The sequence below is a fragment of the Prevotella sp. P3-122 genome (assembly GCF_002251365.1).
In the GTDB taxonomy this organism is placed as follows: domain Bacteria; phylum Bacteroidota; class Bacteroidia; order Bacteroidales; family Bacteroidaceae; genus Prevotella.
This window is the reverse complement of sequence record NZ_NPJH01000098.1, coordinates 23,138-40,524: the sequence shown is the minus strand read 5'-3', so window position 1 is coordinate 40,524 and position 17,387 is coordinate 23,138. Positions and strand designations below refer to the sequence as shown.

Genomic DNA, 17,387 nt, shown 5'->3' with positions numbered 1-17,387 from the left:
TTTATTGGATGTACCCACCTTTTTCGTACGCTCGGCATGAGCATTGTCTATCGGGTGCAAGTCTCGGGTGATCCCTAATAGCGGGAATCACATAGCCCAAGGCAAAGATGAGGTCAAGGGAGCTTGGCTTTGCTCTCATTGGCTCGACCATTCAAAGTTTTCCTTGCCTGCTCCAATCTCAAAATGACACTTGGCTATACCTAAGTCCATCTTTGTATAGCCGATAAGCGAGAATGTTCTCTCTGCTTTTACTCTGTGTACTCCGTCACCATCAGGGCCGACGTATTCAAAGCGGAACTTCTGCTGATTTACAGCTGTAGGGGCCAGGAGAGCCGCTTCGACTCCCCGGAGGAACCATTGGGGAGTGGTTTCACTGGCATTGCTAACATCCCTGACGCCTTTTCGCTTCATATTCCTTCCTGGATCATTGCCATAGCCAAGGGCAATCATACAGCAAAGTTTCTCATCATCTGCCTTCTCGTATGCCTCTTTGATATTGTTGTAAGTGAGCCCTACCCAACAAGTGTTGAGACCAAGAGTCTCAGCGAGAAGAACCAGCTGTTCACCATAGTAGCCAATTCTTTCTGAGAGGTCATCAGCTTTCTTGCCAACCATAGCAAAGTAATTTGTTACTCCGCTGAAGGTGCCATAAGCCATCTTGCCCTTGAAAGCCTTTGGCTCATTGGTCACGAGCTGAATGTGCAGATTTCCTTTCTCGTTAACCTCGTCAACCTTCTCCTGCAGTATGCTGACAAGGTTCTCTTCTATTGGTTTGTCGATGTATTTCCTCACCGAATGGCGAGATTTGATTGCTTCTGACAGTGTCATTCTTTTGTATCTCTAATAATGTTATCTACATAATCTCTTCCATCCTCACCAGTTCCCATCCGCAGAACTGCATGATTATCTTGTGCATCCTGGTGCCTTGGCGCAGTGCCTCGACACGTGGGGCCACGGCATAGCCATTGATTTGTTCTACGGCTTCGGCCCATTGTTTTGCAGCCTTCTCTTCCGTATAATCAGCCTTAGGGAGATATTTCAATTCAAGGATATAGCTGTGGTTTGCCTGGTAGTGGGTCATATTGGGGAGCAGGAAGAAGTCGCAATAGCCATGGTTGAGCTCTACCTCGGGAGCCGTGATGTAGTAGTCGTTGAGGCTTAGGTAGGCGAGGAAGAACCCCTGTATGTTACGCTCACCCTCGATGGCATCACGAACCGAGGAGAGTTGCTTGTAGCAGTCGGCCATGTATTGAAGTGGTTCTTGCCAAAGACCATCCAATGACATCTTCACGAAAGCTATCTGAAGCTTGTTGACATTCACAATCTTATATTGTGCATATTGCTTCAATATGTAATTGTAATATTGCATACGTACGTTGTTGTTTGGTATGCCTAACGACAACATAGAACCATACTTTCCCTTAATGGTCAGCATACCGTAATAGAACAGCAGGCTTGGAAATGTCTCCGGCTCGGTCATCTCGTTAGCTGAGAACGAGGGGATGAGTGTGGCGGCGATTTCTCCCTTTTCTATGATTTCCATCATCACACCCTTCCGGTCTCCGTCGAGCTTGTCGAGCTGGATGAGCATGTTGAGCTTCTTGTAGTCGGTCCTCGTGTTCGGATCGAGCATGATTTCCGGTGAATGCTTGTAGGAGATGTAATTGCGAAGATAGTACAACACCATGTCGCAGTTGAACACTCTTACGTCGCTTTCAAGGCATTCCTTCGCAAAGCAGTAGTTGTCATACCATGGTTTCATCTCTGCTATCATTGCCTCGATGTCGCAGTCGGCGGGCAACTGTCCTGCCTCTTTGAAATAGGTGAACATCTGACGCACGTCTTCAGTTGAGAATCCGAGCATCTTGTCGAGTTCGGGCGCCATCGATATATTCCATCCAATGTTGAATCCGCTTGTGAGGTCGTCGAGCGTAACGGGACTAACTCCCGTGAGGAAGATGCGCTCGAACATTCCCTTGAATAATTTGAATACATGACTGTAGAATCTTCCGATTAAGGATGTTTTGAAATATGTTTCTTCAACTTGTTCGCTGAATACAATATTGGTGAAACTGTCGTACTCGTCAATAATGAGATACAGTGCCTGCCCATATTTTCTTGACATGTTGAGGAGCATGTTGAGCTTCTGTCCGAAATTATTTGCACGAAGGAATTCATTAATTTTATCCTCAGGATAATCTTCACAATAGGTGTGGATGAAATCGTTAAGTTTGATGCAGCAGTATCTGTTGAAATTATCTTCAAGCAAGTCGATATTGTTGGAGATTTGCGAGATGTCAAGATACAGCACCTGGTAATGATTGCGCAATGGAGTGGGGTGGCTGCCAACCCACAGGGAGCCAAAGAGCTTGTCGAAATCCTTAGCCTTCAACTTGTCGTAGTAAGCCCTCATCATACTGATGAAAAGGCTCTTGCCGAATCTTCGGGGACGGATGAAGATCAGTGTACGAGGCTGGTTTTCCAATTCAGCCAAATACATAGTCTTATCGACATAGTACATATTCTGATTGATCACCGACTCAAAATCTGCCACTCCGTATGGTATTTGCTTTACAGTTTCCATCTTTCCTCCATTTTATTTGCCATTCATGTGCAAAAATACGGCAATTATCACAATCTGCCAAATTCTTTATTGCAAATATTGGTGCATCTGAAGGAAGGTGGGGTGTACGACCTTGATTATGGCCATCAGTTCCAATAGACCAAGAATTATGACGCTAAACCAACAAAAGTTTTAGTATATAATTTTGCAGCCTAACAGCAGATATTGAAAAAGCTTGATGACACAATATAGCGGAAACAGGAAAAGGGATGGTTAGCCGAATTGGCTTTCCCATCCCTTTTCCTGTGTAGTGTTCCTTGCTTGTGTCAGCTGGTCTCATTCTCCTCTTTCATGTCTATGAACTGCTTTTGTGCATCGTAGAATTCGTATTGCAGGAAAGCGAGTTTCTGTGAGGCGATGACTTTGACACCAAATCCGTATTTTAGCTGCCATTTCATTTTCAGGGACATCATTCCCTGGTTGATATAGGCTGCTACGTAAGGATGCACATGCAAAGTGAATTTCTTGATGCCTATCTTGTTGACGAGGGTGTCAATCTTCCTTTCCAACTGGTCTGTAAACAGTAGGCTCGACTTGATTTTTCCTGTTCCGTTGCATGTCGGGCATGTCTCCTCTACGTTGACGTCCATGGCCGGGCGCACTCTCTGCCGTGTAATCTGCATCAGTCCAAACTTGCTTAGTGGCAGAATGTTGTGCCGTGCGCGGTCCTTCTGCATGTTCTTGCACATACGCTCGTAGAGCATTTGTCTGTCTTCGGCAAGATTCATGTCAATGAAGTCGACTACGATGATTCCTCCCATATCACGCAGTCGCAGCTGCCGTGCAAGTTCGTCTGCTGCCCCGAGGTTTACGTCGAGTGCGTTTGCTTCCTGTCCGTTTTCCGATCTTGAGCGGTTGCCGCTATTTACATCCACAACGTGTAGTGCTTCGGTATGCTCGATGATGAGGTAGGCACCGTGCTTGTAGTTGACGGTTTTGCCGAAGCTCGACTTAATTTGTTTAGTGACGTTGAAGTTGTCGAAAATGGGCACCTTGCCAGTATACAGTTTCACGATGTTGGCTTTCTCCGGTGCAATTAGCGTGACGTAGTCCTTTACGTCGTTGAACACTTCTTCGTCGTTTACATAGATGTTCTCGTAGCTCGGATTGAAGAGGTCGCGCAACAGAGCTACTGCTCTTCCTGTTTCTTCGAATACCTGTTGCGGTCTTTTCTGTGTTTTCTGAACCTTACTGATAACGTCCTCCCATCGTTTGGTAAGGATTTTCATTTCCGAGTCGAGTTCTGCAACTCTTTTTCCTTCTGCAACAGTACGTACAATGACGCTGCAGTTTTGTGGTTTGATGCTGTGGATGAGCTGTTTCAGTCGGGCACGCTCTTCTCCGCTTTTGATTTTTGAGGATACGGAAACTTTGTTGCCGAATGGCATGAGTACGAGATATCGTCCGGCAAAGCTCAACTCGCCAGTCAGCCTTGGTCCTTTTGTCGATATCGGTTCCTTGACAATCTGTACCAGCACCTCCTGTCCGACAGTCAGCGCTTGCTGCACTGAGCCGTCTTTCTTCAGGTCTGGCAACATTGTAGCCTTCGAGAACGGGAACAGTTTCTTTCTGTCGCTCTGTACCTGTTTCAGATACTTGTTGTAGGAATTGAATTGGCTTCCCAAGTCAAGATAATGCAAAAAGGCATCACGTTCAAATCCAACATCCACGAAGCATGCGTTAAGTCCTGGCATAAGCTTCTTGACCTTTGCAATGTAGATGTTTCCGACAGAGAAACTTGCCGATTTAGGCTCGTTCTGATATTCCACCAGCCTTTTGTCTTCGAGCAGTGCGATGGAAATCTCGGTCTGCCTGACGTCGATGATGACTTCGCTTGTCATTGTTCCTTGTTTTCGCATTTATGGGTGTTGCGGCCGTTGGTGGCGGCCTTGGCATCCCATCCTAACATGATGTTACCAAAAAAGGCGTGTCAAGACTCCTTGGCGGGAAAATTGACACGCCTCATAAGAACAGCTTACGAGAAGTAAGTGGGCTTACTTGCTCTTATGTCTGTTCTTTCTCAATCTCTTTTTACGCTTATGAGTAGCCATCTTGTGGCCTTTTTTCTTCTTACCGTTTGGCATAGCTGTAATTTTTAAAGTTTATTTATAATGTTGTCTATGATAATCGTTACTCGCTCTCACCCTTCATCTGGTCTACGAATGCCTTGGCAGGCTTGAAGCAAGGCAGGTCGTGGGCTGCTATGGTGATAGTGGTGTTCTTTGTGATGTTGCGGGCAGTCTTCTCTGCACGATGCTTGATGATGAAACTGCCGAACCCACGAAGGTACACATTTTCCTTTTGGTTTAGAAGAGAGTCCTTGATGGTTTCCATGAAACTCTCAACAACAGCTGCTACGTCTCTCCTCTGAAGTCCTGTGGCTTCAGTAATCTGGTTTATTACATCTGCTTTCGTCATTTTCTTGTGTGTCTTGTTATATTATTTTACTTTCTCTTTGTATTGGGCTTGCAAATATACGAGTTTTTTGTGTGATAAGAAAATTTATTTGCCTTTTTTTTCTAAAAATGCTCGTATTTTGTTTGTGAAGTCGTTAATCTACAACATTTTATGCTCAGTATTGTGCATTTCTGTATTTGCTTATGCGCGTGATATGGTAGCAGCTTTCAATCTTTTTTGTCCGTGTACTGTGGGGTGAGACTTGAACCATATAATATATAAGGCCCGTCCGAAATATGGATTGATGTCTTATAGCCTATTGTTCTCAAAGAGAGTCTGATATATATGTAATGGACCAAGAATACAATTGCACAGCCGATAAGGTTAATAACCTTACGGCTGCAAGGTTAATAACCTTACGCCAGTAAGGTTATTAACCTTATCGGCCACGCATATATTATCCAGAGGCCACGCATATAATATCCAGAGGCCACGCAGCAGTAAGTGGTACTCGCTCTAAACGTCTGACGAACCATATATAAATAGGTGTAGCAAGCGATGAGAGGCGAGGACCACGCCATGGTGTCGGATAAAAAAGATGCTGATGGTTTTTAAAAAAAACATTGGCAAACATTCGTCTTTTCATATATTTTCTATAACTTTGCAAGCAATTATCATTTAAGTACAAATAATTGTTTAATTTGTTATGATTAAAATTACTTTTCCAGACGGCTCCGTTCGTGAATACGAAGAGGGAGTTACTGGCTTTCAAATCGCCGAGAGCATTTCGCCGGCTCTCGCTCGCAACGTTGTATCTTGCGGAGTAAATGGTGAAACTGTAGAACTTAACCGTCCCATCAACACTGATGCCACCATCGCCCTGTACAAGTTTGAGGACGAGGAAGGCAAGCACACCTTCTGGCATACATCGGCACACTTGCTCGCCGAGGCTCTCCAGGAGCTGTACCCTGGCATACAGTTCGGATTTGGTCCGGCTGTGGAGAGTGGCTTCTTCTATGACGTGATGCCGGCAGAGGGACAGGTGATTTCAGAGAATGACTTCCCCAAGATAGAGGCAAAGATGATGGAACTGGCCAAGAAGGATGAGCCTGTAGTGCGCAAGGACGTGTCGAAGGCCGACGCGCTGGCAGAGTTCAATGCCGACGGACAGCTCTACAAGTGTGAGCACATTGACCAGGACCTTGAGGACGGCACAATCTCTACATATACACAGGGTGCCTTTACCGACCTTTGCCGTGGCCCGCACCTTGTATCGACCGGACTTATCAAGGCTGTCAAGATAACGAGTGTTGCCGGAGCCTTCTGGCGTGGCGATGCCAAGCGCGAGCAGATGACACGTATCTACGGTATCTCCTTCCCGAAGAAGAAGATGCTTGACGAGTATCTCGTGATGCTGGAGGAAGCCAAGAAGCGCGACCACCGCAAGATAGGCAAGGAGATGGAACTGTTCATGTTCTCGGACAGGGTAGGCAAGGGTCTGCCAATATGGTTGCCGAAGGGTACACAGTTGCGCCTGCGCCTGCAGGAACTGCTGCGCGGCCTGCTCAAGCCATACAACTATCAGGAGGTTATCACTCCGGGTATCGGCGGCAAGAGCCTATACGTAACTTCCGGACACTACGCCCATTACGGCAAGGACGCCTTCCAGCCTATACACACTCCGGAGGAGGACGAGGAGTATATGCTTAAGCCAATGAACTGCCCTCACCACTGTGAGATTTATTCACGCAAGCCACGCTCATACAAGGACCTGCCTCTGCGCATTGCCGAGTTCGGTACTGTGTTCCGCTATGAGAAGAGCGGTGAGCTGCACGGACTGACACGTGTGCGCACGTTCACTCAGGACGATGCACACATCTTAGTGCGCCCTGAGCAGGTGAAGGCAGAGTTTGAGAATGTCATCGACATCATTCTCAAGGTGTTCAAGATATTCAACTTCGAGAACTACGAGGCACAGATCTCACTCCGTGACCCAGCCGACAAGGAGAAGTACATCGGCTCTGACGAGATTTGGGAAGAGAGCCAGAATGCCATCAAGGAGGCTTGTGCCGAGAAGGGACTTAGCGCCCGCTGCGAGATTGGCGAGGCTGCATTCTATGGTCCGAAGCTCGACTTCATGGTAAAGGATGCCATTGGCCGCCGCTGGCAGCTGGGTACCATTCAGGTAGACTACAACCTGCCACAGAGGTTCAAGCTGGAATACACTGCTGAGGACAACAGCAAGAAGACTCCTGTGATGATACACCGTGCGCCGTTCGGAAGTCTGGAGCGTTTCACAGCCGTGCTCATCGAGCACACGGCAGGACACTTCCCACTGTGGCTCACTCCTGACCAGGTTGCCATACTTCCTATCTCGGAGAAATACAACGACTATGCCCGCAAGGTTGCCAGCTTCCTCGACAGCAAGGGTGTGCGCGCCACCATCGACGACCGCAACGAGAAGATTGGCCGTAAGATACGCGACAATGAGCTGAAGCGTGTTCCCTACATGGTGGTTGTCGGAGAGAAGGAGGCTGCCGAGGGTCTTGTCAGCATGCGCAAGCAGGGTGGTGGCGAACAGGCTACCATGAGCATGGAAGAGTTTGCCGGACGCATCAATGCCGAGGTGGCAGATATGCTCTCTGCACTTAACGAATAGTATTGTTGGTACATTATATATAATAGGTGTCGCTCTCCATATCAGAGGGCGACACTTGTTATATTTGTTTCTTATGACAATAGAAGCCAACCCTGTGACTTACAAACAAAAAACTAATCGGGAAACAGAAAAAACTTTTAAATTTGTTTTGTATATTGAGCACTTTTTCGTAACTTTGCAGCCGTTTAGCAAAAAGACACTTAATATAGTTGAATGAAGAATGACAAAATGAAGACTCAGTACCGCGTGAATGAACAGATTCGCGCTCGGGAAGTTCGTGTTGTAGGAGAAGATGGTGCACAAGTGATGCCAACTCGCCAAGCTTTGGAAATGGCCAGGCAGATGGAGGTCGATCTTGTAGAAATATCACCTAACGCACAACCGCCAGTTTGTCGTCTCATCGACTATTCAAAGTTCCTCTACCAGCAGAAGAAACATCAGAAAGAGATGAAGCAGAAGCAGGTGAAGGTTGAGGTGAAGGAAATAAGGTTCGGACCGCAGACCGATGAGCATGACTATCAGTTCAAGCTCAAACATGCCAAGGAATTTCTGGAGGAAGGCAATAAGGTTCGTGCTTACGTGTTCTTCCGTGGTCGAAGCATCCTCTTCAAGGAGCAAGGAGAAGTTCTCCTGTTGCGTTTCGCCAATGACCTTGAGGAATTTGGTAAGGTGGAGCAGTTGCCAAAGCTTGAGGGCAAGAAGATGTTCCTATATCTCGCACCCAAGAAGGCTGGCGTAGCAAAGAAGAGCCAACAGAAACTTGATAGGGAGAAGAGAGAGGCAGAGAAGGCTGCAACAGAAAAGCTGTCAGCGGTTGCTACCGATAGTGAGGAACTTGATATTCCAGCATCAGGCGGTCTGTTCGCAAATGCCAAGAACGGCTCTGAAGCTCTTGAGAAGCTTAAGAAATAATAGCAAGTAAACAAGTGCGTAACGCCCGGTATATGCGTTGCCACATAATAATAACAATTTAAACATAACAAAAAAATGCCAAAAGTAAAGACAAACTCCGGCGCAAAGAAGAGATTCTCTTTCACCGGAACTGGTAAGATTAAGAGAAGACATGCTTACCACAGTCACATTCTGACTAAGAAGACAAAGAAACAGAAGAGAAACCTTGTTCACACAACAATCGTTGACGTGGACAACATGAAGCAGGTACGCGACTTGCTGCGCCTTCGCTAATTAACTTTTTAGTCTAACATTAAAAAAGAAGAAAACTATGCCAAGATCAGTAAATCACGTTGCGTCAAGAGCCAAGAGAAAAAGAATTCTTAAGCTTACCAAAGGTTATTTTGGAGCAAGGAAGAACGTTTGGACAGTAGCAAAGAACACCTGGGAGAAGGGTCTTACTTATGCTTATCGTGACCGTAAGAACAAGAAGCGCACTTTCCGTGCATTGTGGATTCAGCGTATCAACGCTGCCGCACGTCAGGAGAATATGAGCTATTCACAGCTTATGGGTGCTCTTCACAAGGCTGGTATCGAGATCAACCGTAAGGTTCTCGCTGACCTCGCCATGAATAATCCCGAGGCTTTCAAGGCTATCGTTGATAAGGTGAAATAAATAAGCCTTCATATCTGTTTAACTGCTGTCATTCTTACAATGGCAGCAGTTTTTTTTTATGTTGTACAATATATTTTATATGAAAAAAGCATTATTTTCTGTTATTTAGTTAGTATTTTCTTGCTTTATACTTGCTATTTAGTTGGAAAATTATTAACTTTGCACTTGTAATAGAGGAAAAAGAGGAACCATCATATTCCATAAGGTGACGATATTGCTGGATTTGCCCGGCTAAAGAATGCAAGGCTTAGAGGTTCATAGAGTAATGATTACCTTCTTAGATTATTATAAAAAATTGCCACAGAATCTCGTGGCCGAGTATATCGGAAGTCGGGAAATCCAGTTTTTTTGTTTAGGAAGGATAGAGGAGATAGATAAGATAGAGGAGATAGATAAAATAGATAAGATAGAGGAGATTTAGGGATAGATAAGATAGGGGAGGAAAATTAAAACAGGTGAGACAGAGGCTGTCTCACCTGTTTTGATTTTTGATAATAAATAAATAGTTTCTATTTTATTCCCCGCCTGTTTAGTGCAGCTGAATATTTTGCAGCATTGGCAAGGTGCTCTGTGTAGGTCTTGGCAAAATTGTGGGTGCCGCTGAAGTCTTCTTTTGCGCACATATACAGATAATCGTGCTTTACATGATTGAGAACGGCATCGATGCCTGCAATGGAAGGAATGCGGATAGGACCGGGAGGAAGACCGGGATAGCGGTAGGTGTTGTATGGACTGTCGATATGCAACAGCTTGTTGTAAATTCTTCTCAGGTCGAAATCCTTCCATGCGAACTTTATTGTTGGGTCTGCCTGTAGTGGCATGCCGTCGGGATATTCTGCGTTGCGGAGTGTGAGCCTGTTGTAGTACATTCCCGCTATCATGGGTTTCTCGGCATCATTGGCCGTCTCCTCGTCGACAATGCTTGCCAACGTCATAACCTCAACAGGCGTTAGCGACATAGCCTTGGCCTTGGCCTCACGCTCGCCTTTCCAGAACTTCTTGCTCTCCTTGTCCATCCTGTTGAGCAGTTTCTCAATAGATGTGTTCCAGTAGACGTCGTATGTGTTCGGGATGAACATGCAGATGATGGTGGCTGTGTCATATCCGTATTTGCTGTATGTAGCCTCATCAGATAGGGCATCGGCTATCTCTGCACTGTCAAGCATGAGTTTCTTGCTAAGTTCTGCAGCGAGCCTTTCTGTTGTCCTCACGGAAGGTATTGTAAGATTGACTGGAGTCTGCATACCGTTTTTCAGATGCCTGAATATTGCCAGGGCACTTTGTCCTGGTGTGATGGCGTAGCGTCCTGTCTTAACGTTCCCGTCATAGCTTGTGTGTCGTGCCAGAATCTTGAATGTTGCCATTCCGTGGTCGGTTGCCATGGGAGTAATCTTAGTGAAGACAGAGTCAATGTTGTCATCTCCATCAATATACAGATATGCTGTTTCCTTGTTGTTGCTGAACGCCGCGAACAGGTAGAAGCATACAACAGCCATTAATACCATTACGCATAATGCGGCTGGTACTATAAACTTTAGATTTGGTTTGCCTTTCATAATGATATGTATCAAAAATCCATGCAAAGATAACAAAAAAATGAATACTCCGACCCTACAGCAATATAAAAATGTTATCTTTGCGCTACAAAATATAATAATAGAACAAGATGATGAAGTACAATGCTTATATCTTCGACCTCGACGGCACACTCCTTGACACTCTTGGTGACCTTGCGTCGAGCTGCAACTATGCCCTCCGTACTAACGGCCTGCCCGAACGTACCCTTGAGGAAGTAAGGATGTTCGTAGGCAATGGCGTAAGAAAGCTCATGGAGCGGGCTGTGCCAAACGGTGAAGCCAATCCTGCTTTCGACGCAGCGTATGCAACGTTCAGACGGCACTATATGGAGCACAACCTTGATACCACATGTCCTTATCCTGGTGTTATGGATATGCTGGCAAGCCTGCGGCGCAATGGGGCATCCGTTGCCGTAGTAAGCAACAAGTTCTATGCTGCCACTCAGGAATTGGTGGCCCACTTCTTTGGTGATTATATAACTGTTGCCATAGGAGAGCGTGAGGGCATAAGAAAAAAGCCGGCTCCAGATACCGTCATAGAGGCTATGAGGCAGCTTGGAACCGGTAAAGAAGGAACTGTGTATATTGGTGACAGTGATGTAGACGTGATGACTGCCCGCAATTGTGGTATTCCGTGTATCAGCGTGCTATGGGGATTTAGAGACAGGGATTTCCTCGTTGCCCATGGTGCGGATACCTTTGCCAATAAGGCATCTGATATCCTTCTGCTATGATGCTTGTATAATTGTTAAGGTGGGAATTAATCGAACCCACCTTAAAGCATTCCCTTTGTTGATGGCAACTCAAAATGGTGTATGTCCCTCTTGACAGCCATTTTCAGCGCACGTGCCAGAGCCTTGAATATCCCCTCAATCTTATGGTGCTCATTCTGCCCTTCTGCCTTTATGTTGAGGTTCATCTTTGCGGCATCGCTAAGACTCTTGAAGAAGTGAAGGAACATTTCCGTTGGCATCTCACCGATTTTCTCCCTGTGGAAGTCGGCATCCCATACCAGCCAAGGGCGTCCGCCAAAGTCGAGAGCAACCTGGCACAGGCAGTCGTCCATAGGCAGACAGTAGCCATAGCGCTCGATGCCTCTCTTGTCGCCAAGAGCCTTTAGCAGACACTCGCCAAGAGCCAGAGCCGTGTCCTCGATGGTATGGTGCTCGTCTACATGCAGGTCGCCACGTGTGTGTATGTAGAGGTCCATCATGCCGTGCTTGCCTATCTGTTCGAGCATGTGGTCGAAGAAGCCCAGCCCTGTGCTGATATCGCATTTGCCAGTGCCGTCAATGTTCAGCCGAATGTCAATATCCGTCTCCTTGGTAGTGCGTCTGACCTGAGCCTTGCGCTCACCGGCAAAGAGTATCTCGGTGATTTTCTCCCATGTCATACCGTCGCGTCCCAGTATCAGTGCCTTGCATCCAAGGTTCTCAGCCAGTTGGGCATCCGTTTCCCTGTCGCCAATGACATAGCTGTTGGCAAGGTCGTACTTCTCCGTGTCCATATATTCGGTGAGCATTCCTGTACCGGGTTTCCTCATCGGTGAGTTGTCCTCTGGGAAATGGCGGTCGATCTTTATGTCATCGAACGTCACTCCCTCGCTTTCAAGAGTCTGAAGGATGAAGTTGTGTACGGGCCAGAAGGTGTCCTCGGGGAAGCTGTCGGTTCCCAGTCCGTCCTGATTGCTCACCATTACGAATTTGAAGTCGAGGTGCTGCCTGATGAACGCCATGCTTCCGAATACGCCACGTGTGAATTTCAGTTTTGCAAACGAGTCAATCTGCTCGTCTTCCGGTTCCTCGATGATAGTACCGTCACGGTCTATGAACAGTAGTCTTTCTTTTTTCATTCCTGTGTTTGTGCTATTATGTTCTTTCGGTCTATGTTTTTCTTCTCTATCGCTCCATAGGCATAGTATGCGGCCAGCGTGCCCCAGATGGATACGTAGCTGAGGACAAAAGCCGACAAGGATGCAGTAACGAACAGGCGAAGCCCGAAGAGGGCAGGGAGTCCTGAAGGGTCGCCCATGCCAACACCTTGGGCATTATTGGCAGCCGCAAGCATCAGTGAGCTTACTGGAGTGAAAGCCGGTATGACAACAATAGTAAATACGATACCAACGAGGAGCATGACCATAAAGAGATATCCCCACGACTTGAGACCAACGATATACTGTTTGCTGAAAACATCTATTAGCCTCATGTTCTTTTCCATTATATATTTGATGCCAGAGTAGATGATTGGCAGAAGAAACGCCATGATGATTGCATACATCCCCAGAATTGCCAAGGCTGATAACATTGAACCATTTGCATTGGCGGTTACGGACATTGCTGCATATCCTATCAGAAAACCAAAGGCGATGCTGATGGCAGTCATTGACAACAGGACATAGAACACGCGTTGTAGGTTTGTGCGGAGTCCGTTAGCGTTAAGCATGTTGAACAAGCACCCGTAGAGCCATGCGTTTGTGAATATTGTCAGCAAACTGGCTATGAGCTGGGGCACAAATGCTGCCGCTCCTAAAATGGTCTTTGAAGACAGGACAAGTCCTACAACCATGGCGTTGACCAATGCTGGCAGCCAGGTGTTGCGCAGAATGGTGTTGGCATTTGTGCAATAGGTATTGAAAGCAGCTTTTATGCAAGAAGAGAAACTGCGGCTCTTTATAAGTTCTGATTCCATATTGGCTTATTTGTTATTATTGGCTTATTTGCGTTTTCTTCTAAACTCCGAGCAGGTTATCGCCGTGGCAATAGCAACGTTAAGGCTCTCTGCCCGGTCTTCTGATGTAGAGAAGTTGGGAATGAGCAACCGTCTGTTTATCTGTCGTCCAACCTCGTGGCTGATACCGTTACCCTCGTTGCCCATGATGATGAGTCCCTCGTCTGACAACGTCTGCTGGTATATATCCTCGCCGTCGAGGAATGTGCCATAGACAGGAAAACCGTCGGGCAGGGTAGAGAGCATCTCTGAGAGATTTACATATCGTATGCTGACTCTTGCTATGCTTCCCATGGTTGCCTGTACTACCTTTGGATTGAACGCATCGGCAGTGTCGTTGCTGCAGAAAATCTCTGTGATGCCAAACCAGTCGGCTATACGGATGATGGTTCCGAGGTTCCCTGGGTTCTGTACACCGTCAAGTGCCAATGACAACTTTCCTATTGGCACCACGCAGTTGTCTGTATCATTCCTGTCTGGCATGTTGAAGACAGCAAGCACGTCTTGCGGAGTCTGTAGGAAGCTCACCTTGCGTAACTCATCGGCTGAGACTTCTATTATCTCTGCTCCATGGCATTCGCTTTCATTGCATGACATCCATTCCTGTGTAGCCACAATGAGCCTTGCTCTCATAACACGGAGCAAGTCACCCACAACCTTCGGACCCTCAGCAACGAAGACATTGTCTGCCAACCGGTTTTTCTTTAGTTCCAGCGAACGGATGTATTTTATCTTAGCTTTGGATATCATTAATTAAAATATTTCCTGCAAAGGTAGTAATTATTCTGTTCTTTTTTGTAACTTTGCCAAACAAATTTGTATTCCTTTGAAGTTAATTAAATTATATATTGCACTAACAGCGCTAATACTGCTGACGGCGTGCTCGGCAACGAAGTTTATATCTGATGGCGATTACCTCCTTGACCAAGTGGAGGTGAAGTCCGCTCAGAAGGACTTTAATGTATCGTTACTTGAACCTTACGTCAGGCAGAAAGCCAATTCCAAATGGTTCTCGCTGTTCAAGATACCTCTTGCCACCTATTCCCTTTCCGGGACAGATACGATTCGTTGGATTAACCGTACGCTGAAGAATATCGGTGAGGCTCCTGTAGTCTATGACACCGTAATGGCTGAACGGTCATGCGAGGCTCTTAGGTCAGCGATGTCCAATATGGGCTATCTCCATTCGGAAGTGGAGCTGCAAACTCGTCACAAGGGTAAAAAGGTTCGTGTGACGTATATTCTGAAACCTGGAGAGCCTTATTATCTCAGAAATGTAAGGTATGATATCGCTGACGACAGTATCAGGGCTCTTCTCGATGCTGACAGGCAATATACCTTGCGCACGGGAGCACCATTTACGGTTGAGCGGCTTGATGCGGAAAGAAACCGAATTACCAACTTTCTTCTTGAGAATGGGTACTACAAATTCAACAAAGACTTTATACATTTCAGTGCCGACTCAGCCAGGGACAGCAGAGAAATAGACCTTACGCTGCACCTCGACAAATACAGGCCCAACAGCAATGCCCCGGAGACCCTACACCCAAGATACACCATCGGTACAGTAAGCTACGCCTCTGGCGATAAGGGAAATATACAGCTAAGGCCGAAAGTTTTGCAGTATAATACAGCAATCATACCTGGAACCCCATTCTCTGCCAATGCCCTTCAGAAAACATACAATAATTTTGCGAGGCTCAAGGCTATCAGATATACCAATATAAAGTTCAGCGAGTTGCCAGACACATCTGTTCTTGACTGCGACATTCAGGTGAGCACCAACAAACCGCATACGCTGTCATTCCAGCCAGAGGGAACCAATACCGCAGGTGACCTTGGCGCGGCTGCGTCGTTGACATATGAGAACAGAAATATATTTCATGGCAGCGAGTTGTTCAGTATAGAGCTGCGTGGTGCCTTCGAGGCTATCACCGGACTTGAGGGTTATCAGAACCAAGACTACGAGGAGTATAGTGTTGAGGCAAAATTGCAGTTTCCACGTTTCGTTGCTCCATTCCTGTCAAAGACATTCCGTCGCAGGAGTACAGCCTCATCAGAGCTCTCTGTCGCATGGGACTTACAGAACAGACCAGAGTTTCATAGGCGAGTCTTCTCTACGGCATGGCGATACAGATGGGCTGAGCCTCGCCACCATGTGAGCTACAGGTTCGACCTTCTGGACCTCAACTACGTGTATATGCCATGGATAAGTGCAACCTTCAAGCATGATTATCTTGATAGCGTAAGCAACCGTAACGCCATCCTACGATATAATTACGAGGACCTGTTCATAATGAAGATGGGTTTCGGCATCACTTATAACAATGACAAGCTTGCCCTCAGAGCAAATGTCGAAACGGCAGGCAATCTCCTCGGTGCTTTCGCCAATATGGCGAGTTTCCGTAAGAATGATGTCGGACAGCACACTCTTTTCAATATTGCATATGCCCAGTACGTGAAGTTCGATTTCGACTTTACCAAACAGATACGCTTCGACACACATAATGTCTTGGCACTTCATGGTGCTTTCGGCATAGCCTATCCCTATGGCAACAGCACCGTGCTTCCTTTTGAGAAACGATATTTCTCGGGAGGTGCAAACTCCGTAAGAGGATGGGGAGTGAGAGAGCTTGGTCCGGGTAAGTTCAAGGGAACAGATGGAAGAATTGATTTCATCAACCAGACGGGAGACATGAAGCTTGATTTAAGTGCCGAGTACCGTACCTTCCTGTTCTGGAAGTTCGATGGTGCGGCATTCATAGATGCTGGAAATATATGGACCCTGCGTTCGTATGCCGAGCAACCAGGCGGACAGTTTAAAATCAGCGAGTTCTATAAGCAAATAGCCGTTGCATACGGCGTTGGCTTGCGTCTGAACTTCGGCTATTTCATACTGAGATTTGATATGGGCATGAAAGCCATCAATCCCGCCTATGAGAACCATAAGGAACACTATGCGTTCCTCAATCCTGATTTTGGTAGGGACTTCTCCTTCCACTTTGCTGTCGGCTTGCCTTTCTGATATGCCCCTCAGAGAGATAATCTCCCAGAGAGACATTGTCGGCTTTCACGATTACAGGTCGTAGAAAGAGTCCATAAGGCCTTTTTTGTAGTTCTTGCTTACCTTCAACTCGGTTATATCACTCAGTTGTCCAGTGAGGAAACATGTGTTGTCCTGTATTTTGTTGATAAAGTTGATGTTTACAATAAAACGCTTGTGTATCTGTACGAATTGCTTGGAATGGGCAAGTATGATGTCGGACGAGGTACGGTGGCGCAGGGTGTAGACAGTGGTGTCAGAACTGATAATCTCCCATACTTTCTTCGTAAGGTTATATCTGAAGTAAGCTATGTCGTTGGTTTTGAGGGCAAGATGCTCATTGGTGGAGTTTACAACGAGTATAGGCAGGCTTGTAGCGTTGGAATTTGTTGCCACCGTTCTTATGTTGCTAAGCCTGTTCTCGTAATAACGGTTCATGATGGTACTGAGGTCGGAAGCCTGTATGGGCTTGAGCAGATAGTCGAATGCCTGCCTGCGTATAGCATCGAGCATGTATTTGTTGTAGCCTGTATAGAATACAACCTTTGTGTCATTAGAGAGTATGTCCTTGAGGGTTGAGCAGACCTCGAGTCCTGATATGTCTGGCATCTCTATGTCAAGGAACAGTATGTCGGGAGACAACTCCTCGATACCCCTCAGTCCATCCTGTGCGTCTGTTGTCGTACCAATAACCTCTACGGAGTAGTTGTCCTCAAGCATTTTCTTGAGAATGTCAATAGAGGACCTGTTGTCATCTATGATGTATGCTTTTACTAGTTTGCTTTTCATTTTTT

General features: G+C 46.4%; 16 protein-coding genes. 7 read left to right on the top strand and 9 right to left on the bottom strand.

Annotation, left to right across the window (positions count from 1 at the left end; genetic code table 11):
• Nucleotides 1–135: 135 nt before the first annotated feature.
• From CIL02_RS15765 to CIL02_RS15750, 4 genes are all read right to left on the bottom strand, one after another.
• Nucleotides 136–828 (bottom strand): nitroreductase family protein, encoded by a 693-nt coding sequence (locus CIL02_RS15765; RefSeq protein ID WP_094403193.1) that lies wholly within the window; start codon nucleotides 826–828, stop codon nucleotides 136–138.
• A gap of 25 nt (nucleotides 829–853) precedes the next feature.
• Nucleotides 854–2,584, bottom strand: a complete 1,731-nt coding sequence (locus tag CIL02_RS15760; protein ID WP_094403191.1) for an ATP-binding protein — start codon at nucleotides 2,582–2,584, stop codon at nucleotides 854–856.
• 305 nt (nucleotides 2,585–2,889) lie between these two features.
• Nucleotides 2,890–4,464 carry an Rne/Rng family ribonuclease gene (locus tag CIL02_RS15755; RefSeq protein ID WP_094403190.1) on the bottom strand — a complete coding sequence of 525 codons (1,575 nt, stop codon included), beginning with the start codon at nucleotides 4,462–4,464 and terminating at the stop codon, nucleotides 2,890–2,892.
• Between the two features lie 289 nt (nucleotides 4,465–4,753).
• Nucleotides 4,754–5,041, bottom strand: coding sequence for an HU family DNA-binding protein (locus tag CIL02_RS15750; protein ID WP_094403188.1), 288 nt, complete (start codon nucleotides 5,039–5,041; stop codon nucleotides 4,754–4,756).
• Between the two features lie 685 nt (nucleotides 5,042–5,726).
• Here CIL02_RS15750 and thrS point away from each other — a divergent pair.
• The 5 genes from thrS to CIL02_RS16575 all read left to right on the top strand — a co-directional run bounded on the left by thrS (nucleotide 5,727) and on the right by CIL02_RS16575 (nucleotide 9,667).
• Complete coding sequence (gene thrS / locus CIL02_RS15745) at nucleotides 5,727–7,679, top strand: threonine--tRNA ligase (protein ID WP_094403187.1); 1,953 nt, start codon at nucleotides 5,727–5,729, stop codon at nucleotides 7,677–7,679.
• 213 nt (nucleotides 7,680–7,892) lie between these two features.
• On the top strand, nucleotides 7,893–8,591 hold the full coding sequence (gene infC, locus CIL02_RS15740) for a translation initiation factor IF-3 (RefSeq protein ID WP_094403185.1): 699 nt from the start codon (nucleotides 7,893–7,895) through the stop codon (nucleotides 8,589–8,591).
• Nucleotides 8,592–8,666: 75 nt separating this feature from the next.
• Nucleotides 8,667–8,864: a 50S ribosomal protein L35 gene (gene rpmI, locus CIL02_RS15735; RefSeq protein WP_094403184.1), complete on the top strand. Its 198-nt coding sequence runs from the start codon at nucleotides 8,667–8,669 to the stop codon at nucleotides 8,862–8,864.
• Between the two features lie 37 nt (nucleotides 8,865–8,901).
• Nucleotides 8,902–9,246, top strand: a complete 345-nt coding sequence (gene rplT, locus CIL02_RS15730; protein WP_094403182.1) for a 50S ribosomal protein L20 — start codon at nucleotides 8,902–8,904, stop codon at nucleotides 9,244–9,246.
• Between the two features lie 238 nt (nucleotides 9,247–9,484).
• Complete coding sequence (locus CIL02_RS16575) at nucleotides 9,485–9,667, top strand: hypothetical protein (protein WP_094403181.1); 183 nt, start codon at nucleotides 9,485–9,487, stop codon at nucleotides 9,665–9,667.
• Nucleotides 9,668–9,755: 88 nt separating this feature from the next.
• Here the strand turns inward: CIL02_RS16575 and mltG are convergent, their stop codons facing one another.
• Entirely contained in the window at nucleotides 9,756–10,802 is a 1,047-nt protein-coding gene (mltG, locus tag CIL02_RS15720) for an endolytic transglycosylase MltG (RefSeq protein WP_094403179.1), read from the bottom strand.
• A 113-nt stretch (nucleotides 10,803–10,915) separates the two neighbouring features.
• On the opposite strand from mltG, the gene CIL02_RS15715 reads away from it, so the two are divergent.
• Nucleotides 10,916–11,557 (top strand): HAD family hydrolase, encoded by a 642-nt coding sequence (locus tag CIL02_RS15715; protein ID WP_094403242.1) that lies wholly within the window; start codon nucleotides 10,916–10,918, stop codon nucleotides 11,555–11,557.
• A gap of 41 nt (nucleotides 11,558–11,598) precedes the next feature.
• Here the strand turns inward: CIL02_RS15715 and hisB are convergent, their stop codons facing one another.
• The 3 genes from hisB to CIL02_RS15700 are packed head-to-tail and all read right to left on the bottom strand — an operon-like array spanning nucleotide 11,599 to nucleotide 14,300.
• Nucleotides 11,599–12,675: a bifunctional histidinol-phosphatase/imidazoleglycerol-phosphate dehydratase HisB gene (hisB, locus tag CIL02_RS15710; RefSeq protein WP_094403177.1), complete on the bottom strand. Its 1,077-nt coding sequence runs from the start codon at nucleotides 12,673–12,675 to the stop codon at nucleotides 11,599–11,601.
• Entirely contained in the window at nucleotides 12,672–13,511 is an 840-nt protein-coding gene (locus CIL02_RS15705) for a hypothetical protein (RefSeq protein ID WP_094403175.1), read from the bottom strand. Before CIL02_RS15705 ends, hisB begins: the two co-directional genes overlap by 4 nt.
• 24 nt (nucleotides 13,512–13,535) lie before the next feature.
• The gene (locus tag CIL02_RS15700; protein ID WP_094403174.1) at nucleotides 13,536–14,300 is read right to left on the bottom strand and encodes an RNA methyltransferase; all 765 of its coding nucleotides are present in this window, start codon (nucleotides 14,298–14,300) and stop codon (nucleotides 13,536–13,538) included.
• Nucleotides 14,301–14,376: 76 nt separating this feature from the next.
• On the opposite strand from CIL02_RS15700, the gene CIL02_RS15695 reads away from it, so the two are divergent.
• The gene (locus CIL02_RS15695) at nucleotides 14,377–16,575 is read left to right on the top strand and encodes an autotransporter assembly complex family protein (RefSeq protein WP_094403172.1); all 2,199 of its coding nucleotides are present in this window, start codon (nucleotides 14,377–14,379) and stop codon (nucleotides 16,573–16,575) included.
• Nucleotides 16,576–16,626: 51 nt separating this feature from the next.
• On the opposite strand, the gene CIL02_RS15690 is transcribed toward CIL02_RS15695, so the two are convergent.
• Nucleotides 16,627–17,382 carry a LytTR family DNA-binding domain-containing protein gene (locus CIL02_RS15690; RefSeq protein WP_094403171.1) on the bottom strand — a complete coding sequence of 252 codons (756 nt, stop codon included), beginning with the start codon at nucleotides 17,380–17,382 and terminating at the stop codon, nucleotides 16,627–16,629.
• Nucleotides 17,383–17,387: the final 5 nt, after the last annotated feature.